The organism is Bartonella sp. B41 (genome assembly GCF_053795765.1).
On sequence record NZ_CP200037.1, the window covers coordinates 641,884 to 659,475 of the forward strand.

Annotated in this window: 17 protein-coding genes and 1 tRNA gene; 13 read left to right on the plus strand and 5 right to left on the minus strand. The window is 36.0% G+C overall.

The features are described from left to right. Positions 1-48: 48 nt before the first annotated feature. The 3 genes from V4P54_RS02715 to V4P54_RS02725 all read right to left on the minus strand — a co-directional run bounded on the left by V4P54_RS02715 (position 49) and on the right by V4P54_RS02725 (position 2,270). A tRNA-Pro gene (locus V4P54_RS02715) sits at positions 49-125 on the minus strand. 253 nt (positions 126-378) lie between these two features. Next, positions 379-1,065, minus strand: coding sequence for a DnaA regulatory inactivator HdaA (hdaA, locus tag V4P54_RS02720; protein WP_455477598.1), 687 nt, complete (start codon positions 1,063-1,065; stop codon positions 379-381). After that, complete coding sequence (locus tag V4P54_RS02725) at positions 1,062-2,270, minus strand: AI-2E family transporter (RefSeq protein ID WP_455477599.1); 1,209 nt, start codon at positions 2,268-2,270, stop codon at positions 1,062-1,064. The genes hdaA and V4P54_RS02725 overlap by 4 nt, the downstream gene beginning before the upstream one ends. 184 nt (positions 2,271-2,454) lie before the next feature. Here V4P54_RS02725 and purM point away from each other — a divergent pair, with 184 nt between their 5' ends. Both purM and purN read left to right on the plus strand, forming a co-directional pair. Further along, the gene (gene purM / locus V4P54_RS02730; protein ID WP_455477600.1) at positions 2,455-3,537 is read left to right on the plus strand and encodes a phosphoribosylformylglycinamidine cyclo-ligase; all 1,083 of its coding nucleotides are present in this window, start codon (positions 2,455-2,457) and stop codon (positions 3,535-3,537) included. Beyond that, the gene (gene purN / locus V4P54_RS02735) at positions 3,534-4,145 is read left to right on the plus strand and encodes a phosphoribosylglycinamide formyltransferase (protein WP_455477601.1); all 612 of its coding nucleotides are present in this window, start codon (positions 3,534-3,536) and stop codon (positions 4,143-4,145) included. The genes purM and purN overlap by 4 nt, the downstream gene beginning before the upstream one ends. Positions 4,146-4,190: 45 nt before the next feature. Here purN and V4P54_RS02740 read toward each other — a convergent pair whose 3' ends face one another. After that, positions 4,191-6,728: an ATP-binding protein gene (locus V4P54_RS02740; protein WP_455477602.1), complete on the minus strand. Its 2,538-nt coding sequence runs from the start codon at positions 6,726-6,728 to the stop codon at positions 4,191-4,193. Positions 6,729-6,936: 208 nt separating this feature from the next. On the opposite strand from V4P54_RS02740, the gene V4P54_RS02745 reads away from it, so the two are divergent. Continuing rightward, the gene (locus tag V4P54_RS02745; RefSeq protein WP_455477603.1) at positions 6,937-7,470 is read left to right on the plus strand and encodes a flagellar biosynthetic protein FliO; all 534 of its coding nucleotides are present in this window, start codon (positions 6,937-6,939) and stop codon (positions 7,468-7,470) included. 54 nt (positions 7,471-7,524) lie between these two features. Here V4P54_RS02745 and dksA read toward each other — a convergent pair whose 3' ends face one another. Beyond that, positions 7,525-7,941 (minus strand): RNA polymerase-binding protein DksA, encoded by a 417-nt coding sequence (gene dksA / locus V4P54_RS02750; protein ID WP_455477604.1) that lies wholly within the window; start codon positions 7,939-7,941, stop codon positions 7,525-7,527. A gap of 592 nt (positions 7,942-8,533) precedes the next feature. Here dksA and rpe point away from each other — a divergent pair. From rpe to V4P54_RS02800, 10 genes are all read left to right on the plus strand, one after another. Continuing rightward, on the plus strand, positions 8,534-9,208 hold the full coding sequence (gene rpe / locus V4P54_RS02755; RefSeq protein WP_455477605.1) for a ribulose-phosphate 3-epimerase: 675 nt from the start codon (positions 8,534-8,536) through the stop codon (positions 9,206-9,208). 10 nt (positions 9,209-9,218) lie between these two features. After that, complete coding sequence (gene purB, locus V4P54_RS02760; protein WP_455477606.1) at positions 9,219-10,547, plus strand: adenylosuccinate lyase; 1,329 nt, start codon at positions 9,219-9,221, stop codon at positions 10,545-10,547. Positions 10,548-10,601: 54 nt separating this feature from the next. Next, positions 10,602-11,150, plus strand: coding sequence for an RBBP9/YdeN family alpha/beta hydrolase (locus V4P54_RS02765; protein WP_455477607.1), 549 nt, complete (start codon positions 10,602-10,604; stop codon positions 11,148-11,150). Between the two features lie 172 nt (positions 11,151-11,322). Then, positions 11,323-12,087, plus strand: a complete 765-nt coding sequence (purC, locus tag V4P54_RS02770) for a phosphoribosylaminoimidazolesuccinocarboxamide synthase (RefSeq protein ID WP_455477608.1) — start codon at positions 11,323-11,325, stop codon at positions 12,085-12,087. Between the two features lie 80 nt (positions 12,088-12,167). Then, positions 12,168-12,407 (plus strand): phosphoribosylformylglycinamidine synthase subunit PurS, encoded by a 240-nt coding sequence (purS, locus tag V4P54_RS02775; protein ID WP_455477609.1) that lies wholly within the window; start codon positions 12,168-12,170, stop codon positions 12,405-12,407. Between the two features lie 12 nt (positions 12,408-12,419). After that, positions 12,420-13,091 carry a phosphoribosylformylglycinamidine synthase subunit PurQ gene (gene purQ, locus V4P54_RS02780; protein WP_455477610.1) on the plus strand — a complete coding sequence of 224 codons (672 nt, stop codon included), beginning with the start codon at positions 12,420-12,422 and terminating at the stop codon, positions 13,089-13,091. A gap of 202 nt (positions 13,092-13,293) precedes the next feature. Then, complete coding sequence (gene purL / locus V4P54_RS02785) at positions 13,294-15,507, plus strand: phosphoribosylformylglycinamidine synthase subunit PurL (RefSeq protein WP_455477611.1); 2,214 nt, start codon at positions 13,294-13,296, stop codon at positions 15,505-15,507. Between the two features lie 68 nt (positions 15,508-15,575). Further along, entirely contained in the window at positions 15,576-15,809 is a 234-nt protein-coding gene (locus tag V4P54_RS02790) for a BolA/IbaG family iron-sulfur metabolism protein (RefSeq protein WP_455477612.1), read from the plus strand. 80 nt (positions 15,810-15,889) lie between these two features. Next, positions 15,890-16,222 carry a Grx4 family monothiol glutaredoxin gene (grxD, locus tag V4P54_RS02795; protein ID WP_455477613.1) on the plus strand — a complete coding sequence of 111 codons (333 nt, stop codon included), beginning with the start codon at positions 15,890-15,892 and terminating at the stop codon, positions 16,220-16,222. Between the two features lie 92 nt (positions 16,223-16,314). Further along, positions 16,315-17,559 carry a multidrug effflux MFS transporter gene (locus tag V4P54_RS02800; protein WP_455477614.1) on the plus strand — a complete coding sequence of 415 codons (1,245 nt, stop codon included), beginning with the start codon at positions 16,315-16,317 and terminating at the stop codon, positions 17,557-17,559. Positions 17,560-17,592 lie beyond the last annotated feature (33 nt).

The window sequence follows — 17,592 nt, forward strand, 5'->3', positions numbered from 1 at the left end:
TTTACACGTACCCAATCCGATTACTTTCTAAAACATCCTCTAGAAACATGGTCGGAGCGATAGGATTTGAACCTACGACCCCCTGATCCCAAATCAGGTGCGCTACCAAACTGCGCTACGCTCCGCCACTTATGCTTATCTAACGCACATTCCCTAGAATTTTCATGATAGAAGTGCAAGAGAAAAACACACTTTTATTTTTTTTTTTTCTAAACCATGTATTTATTAATAGAAATTATAAAAACAATCCACAATTACCATCGCTCTTAAAAAAATTAATTAGCAGGTATAATATTTCACCTCACCGACCCAGAGATTATAGTGCAGCACCCTGCATTAAAAATTTTATACCCCCCTATCCCCCCAAAAAAACATTTACTAAACTTGCATATTGAGAACTTCACCAACTACAGCACGAGTTATTTTTCTTTTTCTTTGTAATGCTAATCGATCAATAGAATCAATAACACGCCTCAACGAAAACAAAGAGCGTTCACAACGACTCACAAGATAATGAATAACATCTGAATGGACAATAATCTGCTTATCAGAAAAAAGTTTAAAAGCTATTGCTGTCAATAACGCATCATCAGGCTGATCAATCGCAACTAACATAACAGAATTAAGACGGCTTTTTAAATCACTTAATTTTAGCTTCCACATGGAAGGAAACGTACGTGCAGTCATCAATAAAGTAGCCTTACTTGCATAAAGATTTGCTTGTTTTATACTATTGATAAAATGAAAAAGCTCTGTCTCATTTATTTCATCGGAGTCAATATCCTCAATCAAAAATGCTCTTCCTAAAGAAGAAGCAACGACAGCCGTATCAATTTTATCACGATGAACAACTAAAGCATTAGCTTTTTGCGCCCATACATTAGAAAAATGTGTTTTCCCAGATCCTCTTTTTCCAACCAAAACTGCAACAGGCAATCTCCAATTTGGCCAGCGATCAATAAGTTGAAAAGCCATACGATTACTGTTCGTCACCACTAAATCATCAAATTGAAAAACAGGCTTATGAAAAAAATTTAAAGGCAACTGAATTTCTGGCTTATTCATTTTAGTATCTCCAAATTTTGACTTTGCGAATACATCTGAGAACTAAGATAAGTATGAAGAGCAAAGCGAACCAAAACACCAACAACTGCCGCTGCAGGAACTGCAACTACCATACCAGTAAAGCCAAATAACGAAGAAAAAGCAAAAAGTGCAAACATCAACCAAACTGGATGAAGTCCAACTGACGAACCAACAAGTTTTGGCTGAAGAATATAGCCTTCGATAAATTGGCCAACTAAAAAAATAGTCATGATAACAACTATCCACTCCCAATTTGCAGGATAAAACTGAACCCACGCAACACCAACAGATAATACAAAACCAATCATTGTACCAATATAAGGGATAAAGCTGATAAGACCAATAAACAAACCAATTAAAAGACCAAAATTAAGTCCCGTAACTGTAAGACAAACAGCATAGTATCCACCCAATATTAAGCAAACAGTTCCCTGTCCACGAACAAAACCAGCAACAGCTCTATCCATTTCATGAAAAATACTACGAACGGTTTCGAGATGATCGCGTGGTATCCACGAATCAACCGCTTCAACAATACGTGGCCAATCTAGTAACATATAAAACGCAACCACAGGTGCTACAACAAATAGACTTATAATGTTAACTATAGATTTTCCAGATTTTAACAACGAATTTAAAAGAGATGTAATAAAATCAGAGCTTTGTCCTAAAATTCCCTTAATATTATTCTGCAATTCACTTGGATCACTTCCAAAATAACGTTTTACCCAACCAAAATCATGCTCAGAGAAAAAAGCTTGAATACGACCGACATAAACTGGTAACCCATTACTCATAAACTGCTGTATTTGCCAACTAATAATAGGAATCAAAATCACTAGCGCAGCAACGAAAACAACGACGATAAATAAAGTAATCAAAATAGTACCAAAAACACGACGAATACCTATCTTTTCAAGTAATTGGACAATTGGATTAAGAAAATAAGCCAGCACTATCCCCACTACAAAAGGAAGTAAAATTGATCCAAAAACAAACATGAAAAGTATGAAAAGAATCGATGTACAGATCCAGAAAAAAATTTGTTTTTTCATATTATTCGGTAATGGCACTTGAGCATATGCAGGAACATGAGCCATATAACGGCCATGTTCTTTGTATCTATTGGCTCTTTTTTTCAATCTTGAAGCAGAATCATCGTGATTTTCTGGTATCTTGCTCATAAATATTTCCCCAAAAAATCTTGTAGAAGATTATAAGATTTTTCAACACAGATCAAACAAAGCTACTTAATTCTTAGCAAAATTACTTATTTCTTAAATACTAAATATCAATACCTCTTGCAGAGATAAGTCTATCATGGCATTGCATGATATCAAAATCTGATTTTCCATAAGGGAACCTCGAATGAGCAACCATCTAATCAAAAATAAATCTGACAGTGGTTTTACTTATGCAAATGCCGGTGTAAATATAGATACAGGTAATGCTATGGTAGAAAAAATTAAACCATACATACGTTTGACAAAACGAGCTGGAGCGGATGCAGAAATTGGTGGATTTGGTGGTCTATTTGATTTAAAATCGGCAGGGTTTATAGATCCTGTCCTTGTAGCCGCTAATGATGGAGTTGGGACAAAGTTAAAAATTGCCATTGAAACAGGTATTCATGATACAGTTGGTATCGATCTCGTAGCTATGTGCGTTAATGACTTACTTGTTCAAGGTGCTGAACCTCTCTTTTTCCTCGATTATTTTGCAACTGGAAAGCTTAACCTTGAACAGGGCACTGCAATCATCTCAGGGATTGCAGCTGGATGCCAACAAGCAGGAGCAGCTCTTATCGGAGGGGAAACTGCTGAAATGCCTGATATGTACTCAAAAGGAGATTACGACCTTGCGGGATTTGCCGTAGGAGCAGTAGAACGTAACGCACTATTGCCTGCAAAAAATCTTATAGAAGGTGACATTATTTTAGGTATTAACTCATCTGGAATTCATTCTAATGGCTTTTCTCTTATTAGAAAAATCATTCAGCAAAGAGGCTTTAAATGGGAGGATCCAGCTCCTTTCAATCCAGATACCAGCCTTGGTTTAGCATTTCTTACACCAACCCGCATTTATGTAAAATCTCTTCTTCCAATTATCCGAAATTGTGAAGGAATCAAAGCTCTTGCTCATATTACAGGTGGAGGATTTTTAGAAAATATTCCACGTGTATTGCCGTTATCCCTTTGCGCAGAAATTAATCTTTCCACTATTAATGTTCCAAAGATCTTTTCATGGATTGCTGGACAAGGAAAAATAGAAAAAAAAGAGATGCTACGAACATTTAATTGCGGTATTGGCATGGTTATTATGGTTGCGCAACATGCAGCTCAAAAAATTATGCAACAACTTGAAAAACAAGGAGAAACAGTTACTTTACTCGGTGTTTTAACAAAACGCCAAAATAATGGAATCATCCTCAAAGGTAGACTTCATTTATGAAAAAACAAATTGTCATTTTCATTTCTGGCAATGGATCTAATATGGTTGCTCTAGCTAGAGCAAGCAAACAAGATAAATATCCTGCTAAGATCATTGCCATTATTTCCGATAATCCCCACGCTACCGGCATTGAAAAAGCACGTAATAATAATTTACCTGTTCACATTATTGATAAAAAAAAATATCCAACAAAAGAAGCACACGAAGAAGCTATATTAACGATTTTGGCTCAGTATAAGCCAGATCTTATCTGCTTTGCTGGTTATATGCGTCTTATTTCAGCACGTTTTATAAAATTTTACGAAGGAAGAATTTTAAACATTCATCCATCTCTTTTACCTTCATTTAAAGGTTTAAAAGCCCATGAAAGAGTTTTACAAGCAGGTGTCAAAATTACTGGATGCACTGTCCACATCGTAACAGAAGACATGGATTCAGGGAAAATTATTGCTCAAGCTGCAGTTCCAGTATGCCCAGATGATACCGTTGAGAGCTTGTCTCAACGGGTTCTTAAAGCAGAACATAAACTATATCCAAAAGCCTTGAAAGCTTTCATTGAGGGAAACGATAAAACAACAGATCCCCAACAACAACTTTTATCCCTTTGAAGATGTAAATTACACAAAAGATCTAAGAAGATACAATTTTTTATTTTACTCTCCGAGTGTTTTCTTGACTTCTAAAGCCAATTGTTTTAGTGTAAATGGTTTAGATAGAAAACTAAATGCAGCATCTTGTGGAAGATTTTTGGTAAAAGCATCTTTTGTATACCCAGAAACAAAAATAAATTTTACATCTGGATAAATTTTACGTACCTCCTTAAGCAAAGTTGGCCCATCCATTTCTGGCATAACTACGTCAGAAACGATAATATCGACGGTTCCTTTATTTTTTTCAAGAACAGCAAGCGCTTCAATTCCACTAGCAGCCTCCAAAACAGTGTATCCTCTCATTTGAAGCGCTCTTACTCCACCCATTCTAACAGCATCTTCATCTTCAACGAGTAAAATAGTTGCAGACCCTGTTAAATCTGTATTTTTTTCCTGATTTTCTACTTTTTTAATCTTCCGCAAAAGTCCATTACCAGTATCATGGACATAACGAGGAAGAAAAATATGAAACACAGTTCCTTCCCCCTCTTTACTCTCACAGTAAATATAACCACCTGTTTGTTTTATAATTCCATAGACCATTGATAAACCGAGGCCTGTTCCTTTTCCAACTTCCTTTGTTGTAAAAAATGGTTCAAATATTTTTTCTTGCACAGCATCTGATATACCAGTTCCCGTATCTGAAATAGTTAACTGCACATACTCACCTATCGCAAAACCAACATTATCAAATTCAGCACTTTGCTGTTTTGTAATATTATTCGTTGCAATCGTAATAACCCCCCCATCAGGCATAGCATCACGCGCATTAATGACCAAATTCATAATAACACGTTGAAAAGAGGATTGATCAATTTCAACGCTCCACAAATCTCTCCCATGAATAATGTTTAACCGAATATTATTGCCTAAAAGTGGTAAAATGAGATTGCGAATATCTGATAACAATTCTGTAAAATCAACTTTTTCAGGACGAAGCATTTGTTTTCTAGAAAAAGCCAATAATTGTTGTACAAGCGCAGCAGCACGATTAGCATTATTTTTGATATTGATAATATCAGCATACGCTGGATCAGAACTGCGATGCGTATTTAAAAGAAGATCACAGGACATCAAAATTGCCGTCAAAACATTATTAAAATCATGGGCAATGCCACCGGCTAATTGCCCAATAGCCTGCATTTTTTGATTTTGTGTTACTTTATCTTCAAGCGTTTTTTGCTCTGTTATCTCTATGATAGAAATAATTACCAAATCTTGTAATTCATCAATGTGATATGACATCAAAGGCATAATATGGAGCCGAAAATAACGCTCCTTATTATGTTCTAAGAACGTTTCTATCGAAACTGACGAATTTTTATTGATTTTAATTTTTTGAAGTGCACGCTTTAGCTGCGCACCATCGCGATATGATATAAGATCATAAAAATTAACATCTTTATCCGTACATCCCATTAATGCTGAACAAGCAGCATTGATATAAACCGACTGTCCCTGCTGATTTATCGCTGCTATCGCAAAGGGACAAACATCGAAGTACTCCCGCAACACTTTTGGTAATGATTGAAAATCCCCTTTTTTATTTCGTATATTCTGTGGCACTAGCACCATACGATAAATAACTTCATTCTCCAAAAAGGAAGAGCACATAAAACAATTCAATATTTTCTGATTATCTGTCCCTAAATCCAAATATAATGAAAACGTATAAGGAGTCGAACAACCTGAACGCTGATATTTGTTATTTTGCAAACAGATATTATGCCATGAATCATTGATTTCAACACAACTAAATAACTTATCGAAATTATACTGACCAACAGCAAAATGAACCAAATCTATTGAGAACCATTTAGCAAAAACTGCATTCGCGTAGAGAATTGTACCTTGTGTATCAATAGATAAAAAACCAACTGGAGAATGATTTAGGTGATTAATCACTTCCTGAAAGTTCGAAAAAAAATTTTCACGATGTTCCTGTATGCGTGAAATATCAGTAATACGCCAAAATAAAAATCTTCTTTTTTTCTTTATCACCGGTTGAACAGAGATATTGTAGCACACAGGATTTTTTTGTGTAGAATTTATAAAAATTGGTTCATCCAACTTTAATTCTTCTTGAACTGTTGAATCATTATTCACAGCAATTTTTAAGCGATAAGAAAGAGAGCCAGCACCCGGAAGATCAGCAATAACGGCGTAACAAGAAGACTCAGGACTGTAAGTAGAAATTTTTCGATAATTTTCATTAGAATAATAAACAAAACCCGATAAATCTGAGAGTGCAACTGCATCATCGGTGTTATTGAAGATACTAAGATCAAAACAATCGTCCAACTTTATTGCGCTATACCTTAAAATTCCAATCCATACCAAAACGAATAAAGAAGCACCTATAACCATCAAAGCAAAAAAAGATACCAACATATCCTTTTGTAAATAACTCTTCGGATAAAAAAAAACCACCGTACCAATAACGAGTAAAAAAACTGTTGTCAAAATCAAACAAAAAACCACAACCCTCCAATCTACTGAAGTCAATGATACTTTTTTAATATTCTCAAAACCTTTATCCATCTTTATTTGCCTTGATTGGGGTACTTTTTTATGCTGAAAATTACTTCCGTAATTGCTATTAGAAAGCATATACCATATCGTTTACCGAACACTGGCTACTCAATGTGAAAACACCTTATACTGTATTATGTTAAGTGATTTTTTTAATATGTTTACAAGTTTATATAAATGAAAAATAATATTTCCGTTACAAAATTGGAGAAATAACATGCACGACTGGTTATCAAATAAAATAGATACATTTCCAGATGACTTGGCTTTTAATTTTATACTTTTCATAATAGTCATTGCAGCTATCACTGTAATTATAATGTTTTTACGTCATTTAAATAAGGAAAGAATCAACAAAAATAAAAGGAAGCCTCTTCCACGATTAACGATATGCGATACAATCGCAATCGATCGCACCCATCGCCTTATTCTAATACGCTGTGATAACACAGAACACTTAATTCTTATTGGAGGCTCAACAGATATTGTCATAGAATCTAATATCATTGGAACTCACATCACATCCCAAGGTGCCTATAAGCAAAAGAGAGAAAAACAACCAACAACAGCAACAAGCCTACCCTCTGACCTTACAGAAAAAATATCTTTTCCTGTAAATGAAACAGGACGTATGCAAAATAGTACTTCTAACCTTTTTATGGGTCATCAAAATTTAGAAGATTCAGCAATAACTGCAGAAATTGAAGGACGACAAGAGCCCTCATTATTTATACCTACTCAAAACAAATAAAGAAATCAAACTTATAGATCATATATTTTTTATTGCTTATCGATACAGTCAGTTTTAATCGTCACGGTAGACTCTTTCACGCCGTTCGTGACGCTCTTGTGCTTCCAACGACAACACCGCAATTGGTCGAGCCTCAAGGCGTTTTATACCAATAGGCTCACCAGTTTCTTCACAAAATCCATAAGTACCATTATCAATACGCTCTAAAGCAGCGTCTATCTTTGAAATGAGCTTCCTTTGGCGATCGCGAGCACGTAACTCGATTGTTCTATCAGTTTCGCAAGACGCCCTATCAGTCAAATCGGGTTGACCAACACTCTCTTCCTGCAAATTTTCCAAAGTTTCGCGAGATTCTCTCAGTATATCGTTTTTCCAAGAAATCAGCTTAGCACGAAAATACGCCTTTTGCTGCTCGTTCATAAAAGGTTCATCTTCACTGGGACTATATTGACAACCAACCTTTTCTTTCATGCCATAAGACCTCCATATATGGTATGCGCGGTCTATATATTGTGTAATACCGATCAACACAAGTGCAAAACCTCTTTCTATAACAATATACAAAAATGTGCAAAGTCACTGTTTAAGTTTTCAACCATTTTTTTGCATAATACGTCACCATCTCATGATAATTTTTGACAAAAATTTGCACAAATATCCCATTCAGCAGCATCTGAAAACTTGTATTCAAAAGGGGAACTGCGATAAAGAGACCCATTAATAAATCAAAAAGTATTTGAAAAAATCGTCAATAAAAAACTTTAACGCACCTTTTTTGAACACCATTTAGTATTCATAATACATACAGAATCTATAAAACGAATTCATACTATCCTAATATTTTAGAAGATACCTTTGATCTTGAAGAAGAAATAACAATATGTTGGAATTCAAAGTATTAAACATGCTTTACATATCGCATCTATCCTTTTACTCATATAAGTGAAATTTCAAGAAATATTTCAATAAACACTGATAACACATTCTTATTTACATCATAACACAAATAATATTTTAACATACAGAACTACATGCTAAAGCAGAGCCAATCAGGGAGATTTTAATGCTTCGTCCTTATCTTATTTCGCCTTCACTCTTAGCTTCTGATTTTTCAAAACTTGGACAAGAAGTGTTAGATGTTGTTGATGCTGGAGCAGACTGGATCCATTTTGACATCATGGATGGACATTTCGTGCCTAATATCACTTTTGGACCAGATGTTATCAAAGCACTGCGCTCATTAACAAAAGCAACATTTGACGTTCACCTAATGATCACGCCAGTAGATCCTTATCTTGAAGCCTTCGCAAAAGCCGGTTCTGATATTATAACAATTCATGCAGAAGCAACTCTTCATCTTCATCGTTCAATACAAATAATTAAAGCAATGGGTAAAAAAGTAGGAATTGCAATCAATCCAAGTACACCAGAAGATGTTCTGAGTTACTTGCTTGACCAATTAGATCTTATCCTAATTATGACAGTCAACCCAGGCTTTGGAGGTCAAAGTTTTATTCCGAGAATGGAAGACAAAATTAAACGTATTAAAAGAATGATCGCTAATCGGCCTATTGATCTTGAAGTCGATGGAGGTATCACTGTTGATACCATTGGAGTAGCTGCAAAATCTGGTGCCAATGTGTTTGTTTCAGGCTCCGCAATTTATAAAAATGGAAACAAAGAGATTTATAAAACACGTATTAATGCACTACGTCAAACCGCAATAGCTTCACAATAAGGAAAAAATTATGATAACACGTTACTCTCGTCCTGAAATGGTAGCGATTTGGTCACAAGAAACAAAATACCGCATTTGGTTTGAAATTGAAGCTCATGCCTGTGACGCACTAGCTAAATTAGGTATCATTCCTAAAGAAGCATCGAGAATTATCTGGGAAAAAGGAACTAAAGCAAAATTTGATATAAATCGCATTAATGAAATTGAATCGATTACAAAACACGATGTTATCGCATTTTTAACACACTTAGCCGAATTTATTGGTCCAGAAGCTCGTTTTGTTCACCAAGGCATGACATCATCAGATATCATCGATACAACGCTTAATGTTCAGCTAATGCGTGCCAGCAATATTCTTCTCAAAGATATAGACAGACTACTTGAAGCATTGAAAAAGCGTGCTTTTGAACATAAAAATACCATCACTATTGGACGTAGTCATGGAATTCATGCTGAACCAACAACTTTTGGTGTTAAATTTGCTTTCGCATATGCTGAATTTTCACGCTGTCGCAAACGTCTTCTCACCGCACGTGAAGAGATTTCTACTTGTGCAATATCGGGAGCTGTAGGAACTTTCGCTAATATTGATCCATACGTTGAAGAGCACGTGGCGAAAGCATTAGGCATGCGTATTGAACCGATTTCTACCCAAGTTATACCGCGCGACAGACACGCTATGTTTTTCGCAACACTTGGTGTCGTTGCTTCATCTATTGAAAGATTGGCTGTAGAAATACGTCATCTGCAACGAACGGAACTTCTTGAAGTAGAAGAGTATTTTTCACCTGGACAAAAGGGGTCTTCCGCCATGCCGCATAAGCGTAATCCAATTTTAACAGAAAATTTAACTGGATTGGCACGAATGATACGCGCATTTACAATACCTGCCATGGAAAATGTAGCACTTTGGCACGAACGTGATATTTCTCATTCATCCGTTGAGCGTTATATTGGCCCTGACGCTACCATTACCCTTGATTTTGCTCTTGATAGACTAACATCGGTAATTGAAAACTTAATTATTTATCCAGAGAATATGCAAAAAAACCTTGATAAATTTCGTGGTCTTGTTCATTCTCAACGGGTTCTTTTGGCGCTTACACAAGCTGGAATGAGCCGTGAAAATTCTTACAGAATTGTTCAACGAAATGCCATGAAAGTTTGGGAACAAGGGAAAAACTTTTTAGAGGAATTGCTCAATGACAAAGACGTTACAAAAGTTTTAAATGAATCAGAACTCCGTAAAAAATTTGACCTTTCCTATCATACAAAACATGTCAACACAATTTTTGAACGTGTCTTTGGATCAGAAGAAAAACTGCATGCTGAAAAATAAATATATTTCATTTTCTCTATAAGATACAATACGTTATAATGAAGAAAACAATTTATGAAAGCAAATCAACTCGATATTCTCATTGTACCTGGTTATAAAGGATCTGGTTCCGAACATTGGCAAACTCGCTGGGAACAAAAGTTATCCACAGCTCGCCGTGTAAAACAAGATGATTGGTCAAAGCCTGTTTGTGAAGACTGGGTCAATAAAGTTGAAATCGCCATTGCGCAAGCTCAAAGACCCGTTGCTATTATTGCCCACTCTTTAGGGGTTCCTACATCTCTCCATGCAAGCATACAGAATACAAAAAAAGTATGTTGTGCTTTTTTAGTTGCACCTCCAGATATAACCAATAAAAAAATACGTCAAAAACACTTGGAGACATTTGGTCCATACAATCGCAAAAAATTGCTTTTTCCTTCTGTGGTCATAGCAAGCAGAAATGATGAATTTTGCTCATTTTCAGTAGCAAAAAATCTTGCACATGATTGGGGATCTTTTTTCGTGGACGCTGGACAATCTGGTCACATCAATATAGAATCCGGTCATGGTCCTTGGCCTGAAGGGTTGATGGTGCTTTCTCACTTCTTGGCAAAAATTTGACCTAATTTTAAGACAATTTCCTCGTTTTTCCTATGTAGTCTTGTTTTTTCAAAAAATAGAGACAATAAAATTGCAAGAATTACTACAGCAATCATTGAGAATTTTTGTTAACTAGGATAGTATCACTTATTAATAATTACTTTAAGACTTCTCAAACAAGTAGAGAATAAAAATGAATCGTCGCCACCGTATATATGAAGGCAAGGCAAAAATTTTATATGAAGGCCCAGAACCAGGAACCTATATCCAATTTTTTAAAGATGATGCAACTGCCTTTAATGCAAAAAAGCATGAAGTTATCGATGGAAAGGGAGTTTTAAATAACCGTATTTCGGAACATATTTTTAGTCATCTTGGCCGTTTAGGTATTCCAACACATTTTATCAAGCGTATAAATATGCGCGAACAACTTATTAAAGCAGTCGAGATCATTCCCTTGGAAATTGTTGTTCGTAACGTTGCTGCTGGTTCTCTTGCTAAACGTTTAGGATTAGAAGAGGGGACTTCCCTTTCACAATCTATCATTGAATTTTATTACAAAAATGATTCCCTCAATGATCCGATAGTGACTGAAGAACATATTACTGCTTTTGGATGGGCTGTTCCACAAGAATTAGAGGATATTATGCAGCTTTCAATTCGCATTAATGATTTTCTCTCTGGGCTTTTTACAGGCGTTAATATTCAATTAATTGATTTTAAAATAGAGTTTGGCCGTTTGTGGGAAGGAGAGACAATGCGTATCGTTCTTGCTGATGAAATTTCCCCTGATTCTGCTCGTTTGTGGGATATGCAAACAAAAGAAAAATTGGATAAAGATCGTTTTCGTCGTGATATGGGAGGGCTTATCAATGCCTACAAAGAAGTTGCAAAACGCCTTGGTCTCATAAATGAAAAAGAGCCCCTGCGACCAAGCGGCCCAGTTTTAGTAAAATGAAGATGACGTAATATATCATCCTTTTCAGTATGGAGATCCTTCATAAAAGAAAGGATATCTCTTAGCGACAGGAAATAAGAATGAAAGCACGCATTACTATTACCTTAAAAAAAAGCGTCCTTGATCCTCAAGGAAAAGCCATTGTTACTGCTTTGAACAGCTTATCTTTTAGTGAAGTTCAATCGATTCGCCAAGGAAAAGTCTTTGATATTGTACTTGACGACATGCCGACTGAAACTGCAGAAAAAAGACTTAAGCAGATGTGCGAAGAATTACTTGCAAACACTATCGTCGAAACTTATACAATAAAACTTCTTTGAGTGCCTCCTTCTATGAAAACCGCTATCATTCAATTACCTGGATTAAATCGCGATCGAGACATGGTTGCAGCATTACAGCATATAACGGGAGTTGAGCCATTAAAAATTTGGCAAACAAATACAACAATTCCAGATGTAGATGTAATTGTTATTCCTGGTGGGTTTTCTTATGGCGATTACCTGAGGTGTGGTGCTATTGCTGCAAGAACGCCAGTTTTGCAAGCTGTTCGTGAGAAGGCACAAAAAGGTGTCACGGTGATAGGCATATGCAATGGATTTCAAATTTTATTAGAAGCTGGATTATTACCTGGTGCTCTGATGCGCAATGCTTCTTTAAAGTTTGTTTGTCGTAAAGTAAAACTTGAAGTAGTTAATGCAACTACTAGATTTTCAAGATATTATTTTAAAGGGCAAACTATTTGTTGTCCTGTTGCACACCATGATGGAAATTATTTTGCGGATGATGAAACATTAAAGAAAATGGAAAATAATGGACAAATTGTTTTTCGCTATGCAGAAAATACAAATCCTAATGGTTCCGTAAAAAATATTGCTGGTATTATGAATGAAATGGGAAACATCCTTGGTATGATGCCTCATCCTGAAAACTTTATTGAAGCTGCACATGGAGGAACGGATGGTCGTTTGCTTTTTCAAAGTGCTTTAGAATTGACAAATAAATGACCATAATAATGGATACCACTGTGGATTACTGATTTTTTCATCGACTACTAGTATAAAATAGCTCCAAAATATGAAGTGAAACCTCTACTCATGTAGTTATCGATCAACCTGTTCTCAAAAAACAAAATTTCTCATAACCAAAGCAACTAGATTTCAAAAAATAAGCGCTAAATTTTAATTAATTTAATGGAATAAAATACCTATGAATCCTCATGATGATATCACCATAACACCAAAATTAATTGCACAGCACGGTTTAAAAACTGATGAATACCAGCGTATCTTAACTTTAATTGGTAGAGAACCAACATTTACTGAACTTGGTATTTTTTCTGCAATGTGGAACGAGCATTGTTCCTACAAGTCATCTAAAAAATGGCTAAAAACTTTACCAACAAAAGGGCAATATGTCATACAAGGCCCTGGTGAAAATGCTGGTGTTGTTGATATTGGAAATGGTTATTGCGTTGTTTTTAAAATGGAAAGTCATAATCACCCTTCTTATATTGAACCCTATCAAGGTGCCGCAACGGGTGTTGGTGGCATACTGCGAGACATTTTTACGATGGGTGCTCGCCCTGTTGCCGCAATGAACGCACTACGATTTGGAGATCCAAATCATCCGAAAACACGTCATCTTGTTTATGGTGTTGTTTCTGGAATCGGTGGTTACAGCAATTCTTTTGGTGTACCAACTGTTGGTGGAGAAGTTAATTTTGATAAGCGCTATAACGGCAACATTCTTGTTAACGCATTTGCTGCTGGTATTACGAAAATAGACTCTATTTTTTACTCCAAAGCACAAGGAGTAAACCTCCCTGTTGTTTATCTTGGAGCAAAAACAGGACGTGATGGTGTTGGTGGAGCAACAATGGCTTCTTCTGAATTTGATGATTCAATTAATGAAAAACGCCCAACTGTTCAAGTAGGTGATCCTTTTACAGAAAAATGCCTTCTTGAGGCATGTTTGGAATTAATGGAACTTAGAGCCATCGTTTCTATTCAAGATATGGGAGCAGCAGGTCTAACATCTTCCGCAGTTGAAATGGGAGCCAAGGGAAATCTTGGAATAGAGCTAAATCTTGATAAAGTTCCTGTTCGTGAAGAAAACATGACAGCTTACGAAATGATGCTTTCTGAAAGCCAAGAACGTATGCTCATGGTTCTTAAGCCAGAAATGGAACAAAAAGCAGCTAAAATTTTTTATAAGTGGGGACTTCATTTCGCCATTATTGGAAAGACAACAGATGATCTGCGTTTCCGCGTACTACATAAGGGAAAAGAAGTAGTCAACCTTCCTATCAAAGAGCTTGGTAATGAAGCTCCTGTTTATGATCGACCTTGGATAGAGCCGGATAAAAAACCTATACTTAAAGCAGGAGAAATAAAAAAAGTTGAAAATCTTGGAGATGCACTTATTACGTTACTTGGCTCTGCTAATCAAAGCTCACGGCGGTGGGTTTATGAACAGTATGATACGCTTATCCAAGGAAATAGCCTTGTTTGCCCAGGAGGTGATGCAGGAATCATACGCATCAGCAATAACTGCAAGCGTGCACTTGCATTTTCCTCTGATGTAACACCTCGCTACTGCGAAGCCGATCCTTACGAAGGTGGGAAACAAGCTGTGGCAGAATGTTGGCGTAATTTAAGTACAACAGGTGCAACACCACTAGCTGTCACAGATAATCTTAATTTTGGCAATCCTGAAAAACCTGATATAATGGGACAATTGGTGTTTTCCATTAAAGGCATTGGTGAAGCTTGTAAGGTACTCGAGTTTCCAATCGTTTCTGGAAATGTCTCTCTCTACAATGAGACTAACGGGAGAGCAATTCCTCCTACCCCAACAATAGCCGGTGTAGGTATCCTTGATGATTGGTCAAAAATGGTAACAATCGATGGTATGCAAAACAGCGATATTATTGTTTTAGTTGGATCTTGTGGTTCACATCTAGGACAATCAATCTATGCACATAACATTATAAATATTGACACAGGAGCCCCTCCTCCTGTGGATTTACAAATTGAAAAAAAACATGGAAAATTTGTTAGAGAGAGTATCAATCGTAATTTTATACGCGCTGCCCATGACCTTTCCGACGGAGGATTGGCTATCGCTCTTGCAGAAATGGTAATCAAAGCAGGGAAAGGAATAAAAGTAGAATTAAGCAATAAGTCACCACATCATGCTGAACTTTTTGGCGAAGACCAAGGACGCTATCTGTTAGCCATAAAGCCTGATATGCTTGACAGCTTTAAAGAATTTGCGCAAACAAATAAAATCAATGTGATGGAACTTGGTAAAGTTGAAGGTGACGCACTTGATATAAAAGATGTACTAAATTTTTCAATATCAAAATTAACACACACTTATGAGAGTTGGTTTCCAGAATTTATGGAAAAAAATAAATAGTTATCTATTTTCATCAGTCTTATATTTTTCTTATATAAGAGAGTGAACAGATCATAAGGAGAATAACCATGGCTATGAGCGCACATACAATTGAATCTCTTATTCGTGAAAGCATTCCTGACGCAAAAATAACGATTTATGATCTTGCCGGAGATGGTGAACATTACGCAGCAGAAATTACTTCAGAAAGTTTTCGAGGAAAAAATCGTGTTCAGCAACATAAAATGGTTTATAATGCTCTCAAAGGTAATATGGGAAGTTTGCTTCATGCTTTAGCACTTCAAACAAACGTTCCTGAATAATACAAAAAATTTCTTGCATTCATTTTGTTAATGCGATTAGACAAGATATATTCTAAAAAATCTCTAACTGAGGAATAAAAATGACAGATATCCATGATTTTATTGATAACGAAATTAAAACAAATGACGTCATTTTGTTCATGAAGGGAACACCAGAATCTCCGCAATGTGGATTTTCTGGACAAGTTGTCCAAATTCTTAATTATTTGGGATTGAGCTATAAAGGAATTAATATTTTAACTTCTGGTGAATTGCGTCAAGGAATAAAGGATTACTCAAATTGGCCAACTATTCCACAACTTTATGTGAAAGGTGAATTCGTTGGTGGTTGTGATATCGTTAAAGAAATGTTTCAAAACAATGAGCTACAACATCTTTTGAAAGAAAAAAACATTTCTTTTAACCTATCATAGGAAATCCTTTATATGTTTTAACCTCTACGAAGTTATATTTTAAATTTTTGTAACCTGTTATTTAACGAATTTTTTATTTCTCAAATATTTACATGCCACATTCAATAGACAGACAAAAACACATAGATGCAATTAAAAAAAAGATTGGGTATAAAGAGTTTGTCATTATCCTTGCAGCACTTATGACTATTAACTCCATAGCCATTGATATTATGCTGCCAGCTATGCCTGATATTTTAAAAAATCTGCATGTCACAAACGAAAATCATCAGCATTATATTATCTCTTGTTATCTTATAAGTTATGGCGTTTCACAAATATTTTTTGGTCCCATAAGCGATCGCTATGGACGACGTAAACTCATCCTTATTGGTCTTGCTTTTTACTCATTTGCAGCAATTTGTTGTGCGTTTGTATCAAGTTTGCCTACACTGCTCGTTCTGCGCATTTTCCAGGGAGTTGGAGGAGCAGCCATGCGTGTGCTTACGATTTCTGTTATACGCGACATCTATAGCGGTCGCAAAATGGCAGAAGTCATATCTATAGTTATGATGGTTTTCCTCATTGCACCAATGATTGGACCTGCAACGGGACAAATAATTTTGCTATTTGTAAGTTGGAAATTTATTTTTGCATTCATGGCCATTATTGGTTTTTCCTTGACAATTTGGATTTATCTGCGCTTACCAGAAACCCTCCATGTGCAGCGCTCTCTTTCATTTTCTTCAGTTAGACATAACCTTGGATTTGTTGTCACTAATCGTTCTAGTCTTTGCTATACGCTCGCTGCTTCCATTATATTGGGATGCCTATTTATTACAATTAATACATCACAACAAATTTATGAAGAAATATATAATTTAGGGCTTTGGTTTCCTGTTGCTTTTGCAGCAGGTGCTGCATTCGAAATTATGTCATCTTTCTTAAACTCCTTATTTGTTGGACGCATCGGAATGCGACGTATTTCCCACAGCATGCTCCTGTTATTTTGCATTATTTCATGTGTTTGGTTCATCAGCGCCATCTTAACAGATGGTGTTATTCCCTTCTATTTTTACATGCTGCTACAATGCATACTAATGTTTGCATGCGGTAGCATGATGGCAAATTTTAATACGCTCGCTCTTGAACCTCTCGGAGAAATGGCTGGAACCGCAGCTTCTGTCTCTGGCTTTCTTCAAACTTCTATTGCTGCAGGTCTTTCTTTTCTCATTTCGCAGGAATTTAATGAAACAACAACTCCGAATGCTGCGGGATTTTTCTTCCTAAGCATCATAGCCATAATTTTTATCTTATGGGCAGAGAATGGGCGCCTTTTCAAACAGTACAATGTTTAATGAAGATAAAAAATGTAAAAATTAAACACACAA

Coding starts and splice junctions, on each gene's coding strand:
- hdaA (WP_455477598.1), bottom strand. CDS start 1,065: ATGAATAAGCCAGAAATTCAGTTGCCTTTAAATTTTTTTCATAAGCCT.
- V4P54_RS02725 (WP_455477599.1), bottom strand. CDS start 2,270: ATGAGCAAGATACCAGAAAATCACGATGATTCTGCTTCAAGATTGAAA.
- purM (WP_455477600.1), top strand. CDS start 2,455: ATGAGCAACCATCTAATCAAAAATAAATCTGACAGTGGTTTTACTTAT.
- purN (WP_455477601.1), top strand. CDS start 3,534: ATGAAAAAACAAATTGTCATTTTCATTTCTGGCAATGGATCTAATATG.
- V4P54_RS02740 (WP_455477602.1), bottom strand. CDS start 6,728: ATGGATAAAGGTTTTGAGAATATTAAAAAAGTATCATTGACTTCAGTA.
- V4P54_RS02745 (WP_455477603.1), top strand. CDS start 6,937: ATGCACGACTGGTTATCAAATAAAATAGATACATTTCCAGATGACTTG.
- dksA (WP_455477604.1), bottom strand. CDS start 7,941: ATGAAAGAAAAGGTTGGTTGTCAATATAGTCCCAGTGAAGATGAACCT.
- rpe (WP_455477605.1), top strand. CDS start 8,534: ATGCTTCGTCCTTATCTTATTTCGCCTTCACTCTTAGCTTCTGATTTT.
- purB (WP_455477606.1), top strand. CDS start 9,219: ATGATAACACGTTACTCTCGTCCTGAAATGGTAGCGATTTGGTCACAA.
- V4P54_RS02765 (WP_455477607.1), top strand. CDS start 10,602: ATGAAAGCAAATCAACTCGATATTCTCATTGTACCTGGTTATAAAGGA.
- purC (WP_455477608.1), top strand. CDS start 11,323: ATGAATCGTCGCCACCGTATATATGAAGGCAAGGCAAAAATTTTATAT.
- purS (WP_455477609.1), top strand. CDS start 12,168: ATGAAAGCACGCATTACTATTACCTTAAAAAAAAGCGTCCTTGATCCT.
- purQ (WP_455477610.1), top strand. CDS start 12,420: ATGAAAACCGCTATCATTCAATTACCTGGATTAAATCGCGATCGAGAC.
- purL (WP_455477611.1), top strand. CDS start 13,294: ATGAATCCTCATGATGATATCACCATAACACCAAAATTAATTGCACAG.
- V4P54_RS02790 (WP_455477612.1), top strand. CDS start 15,576: ATGGCTATGAGCGCACATACAATTGAATCTCTTATTCGTGAAAGCATT.
- grxD (WP_455477613.1), top strand. CDS start 15,890: ATGACAGATATCCATGATTTTATTGATAACGAAATTAAAACAAATGAC.
- V4P54_RS02800 (WP_455477614.1), top strand. CDS start 16,315: ATGCCACATTCAATAGACAGACAAAAACACATAGATGCAATTAAAAAA.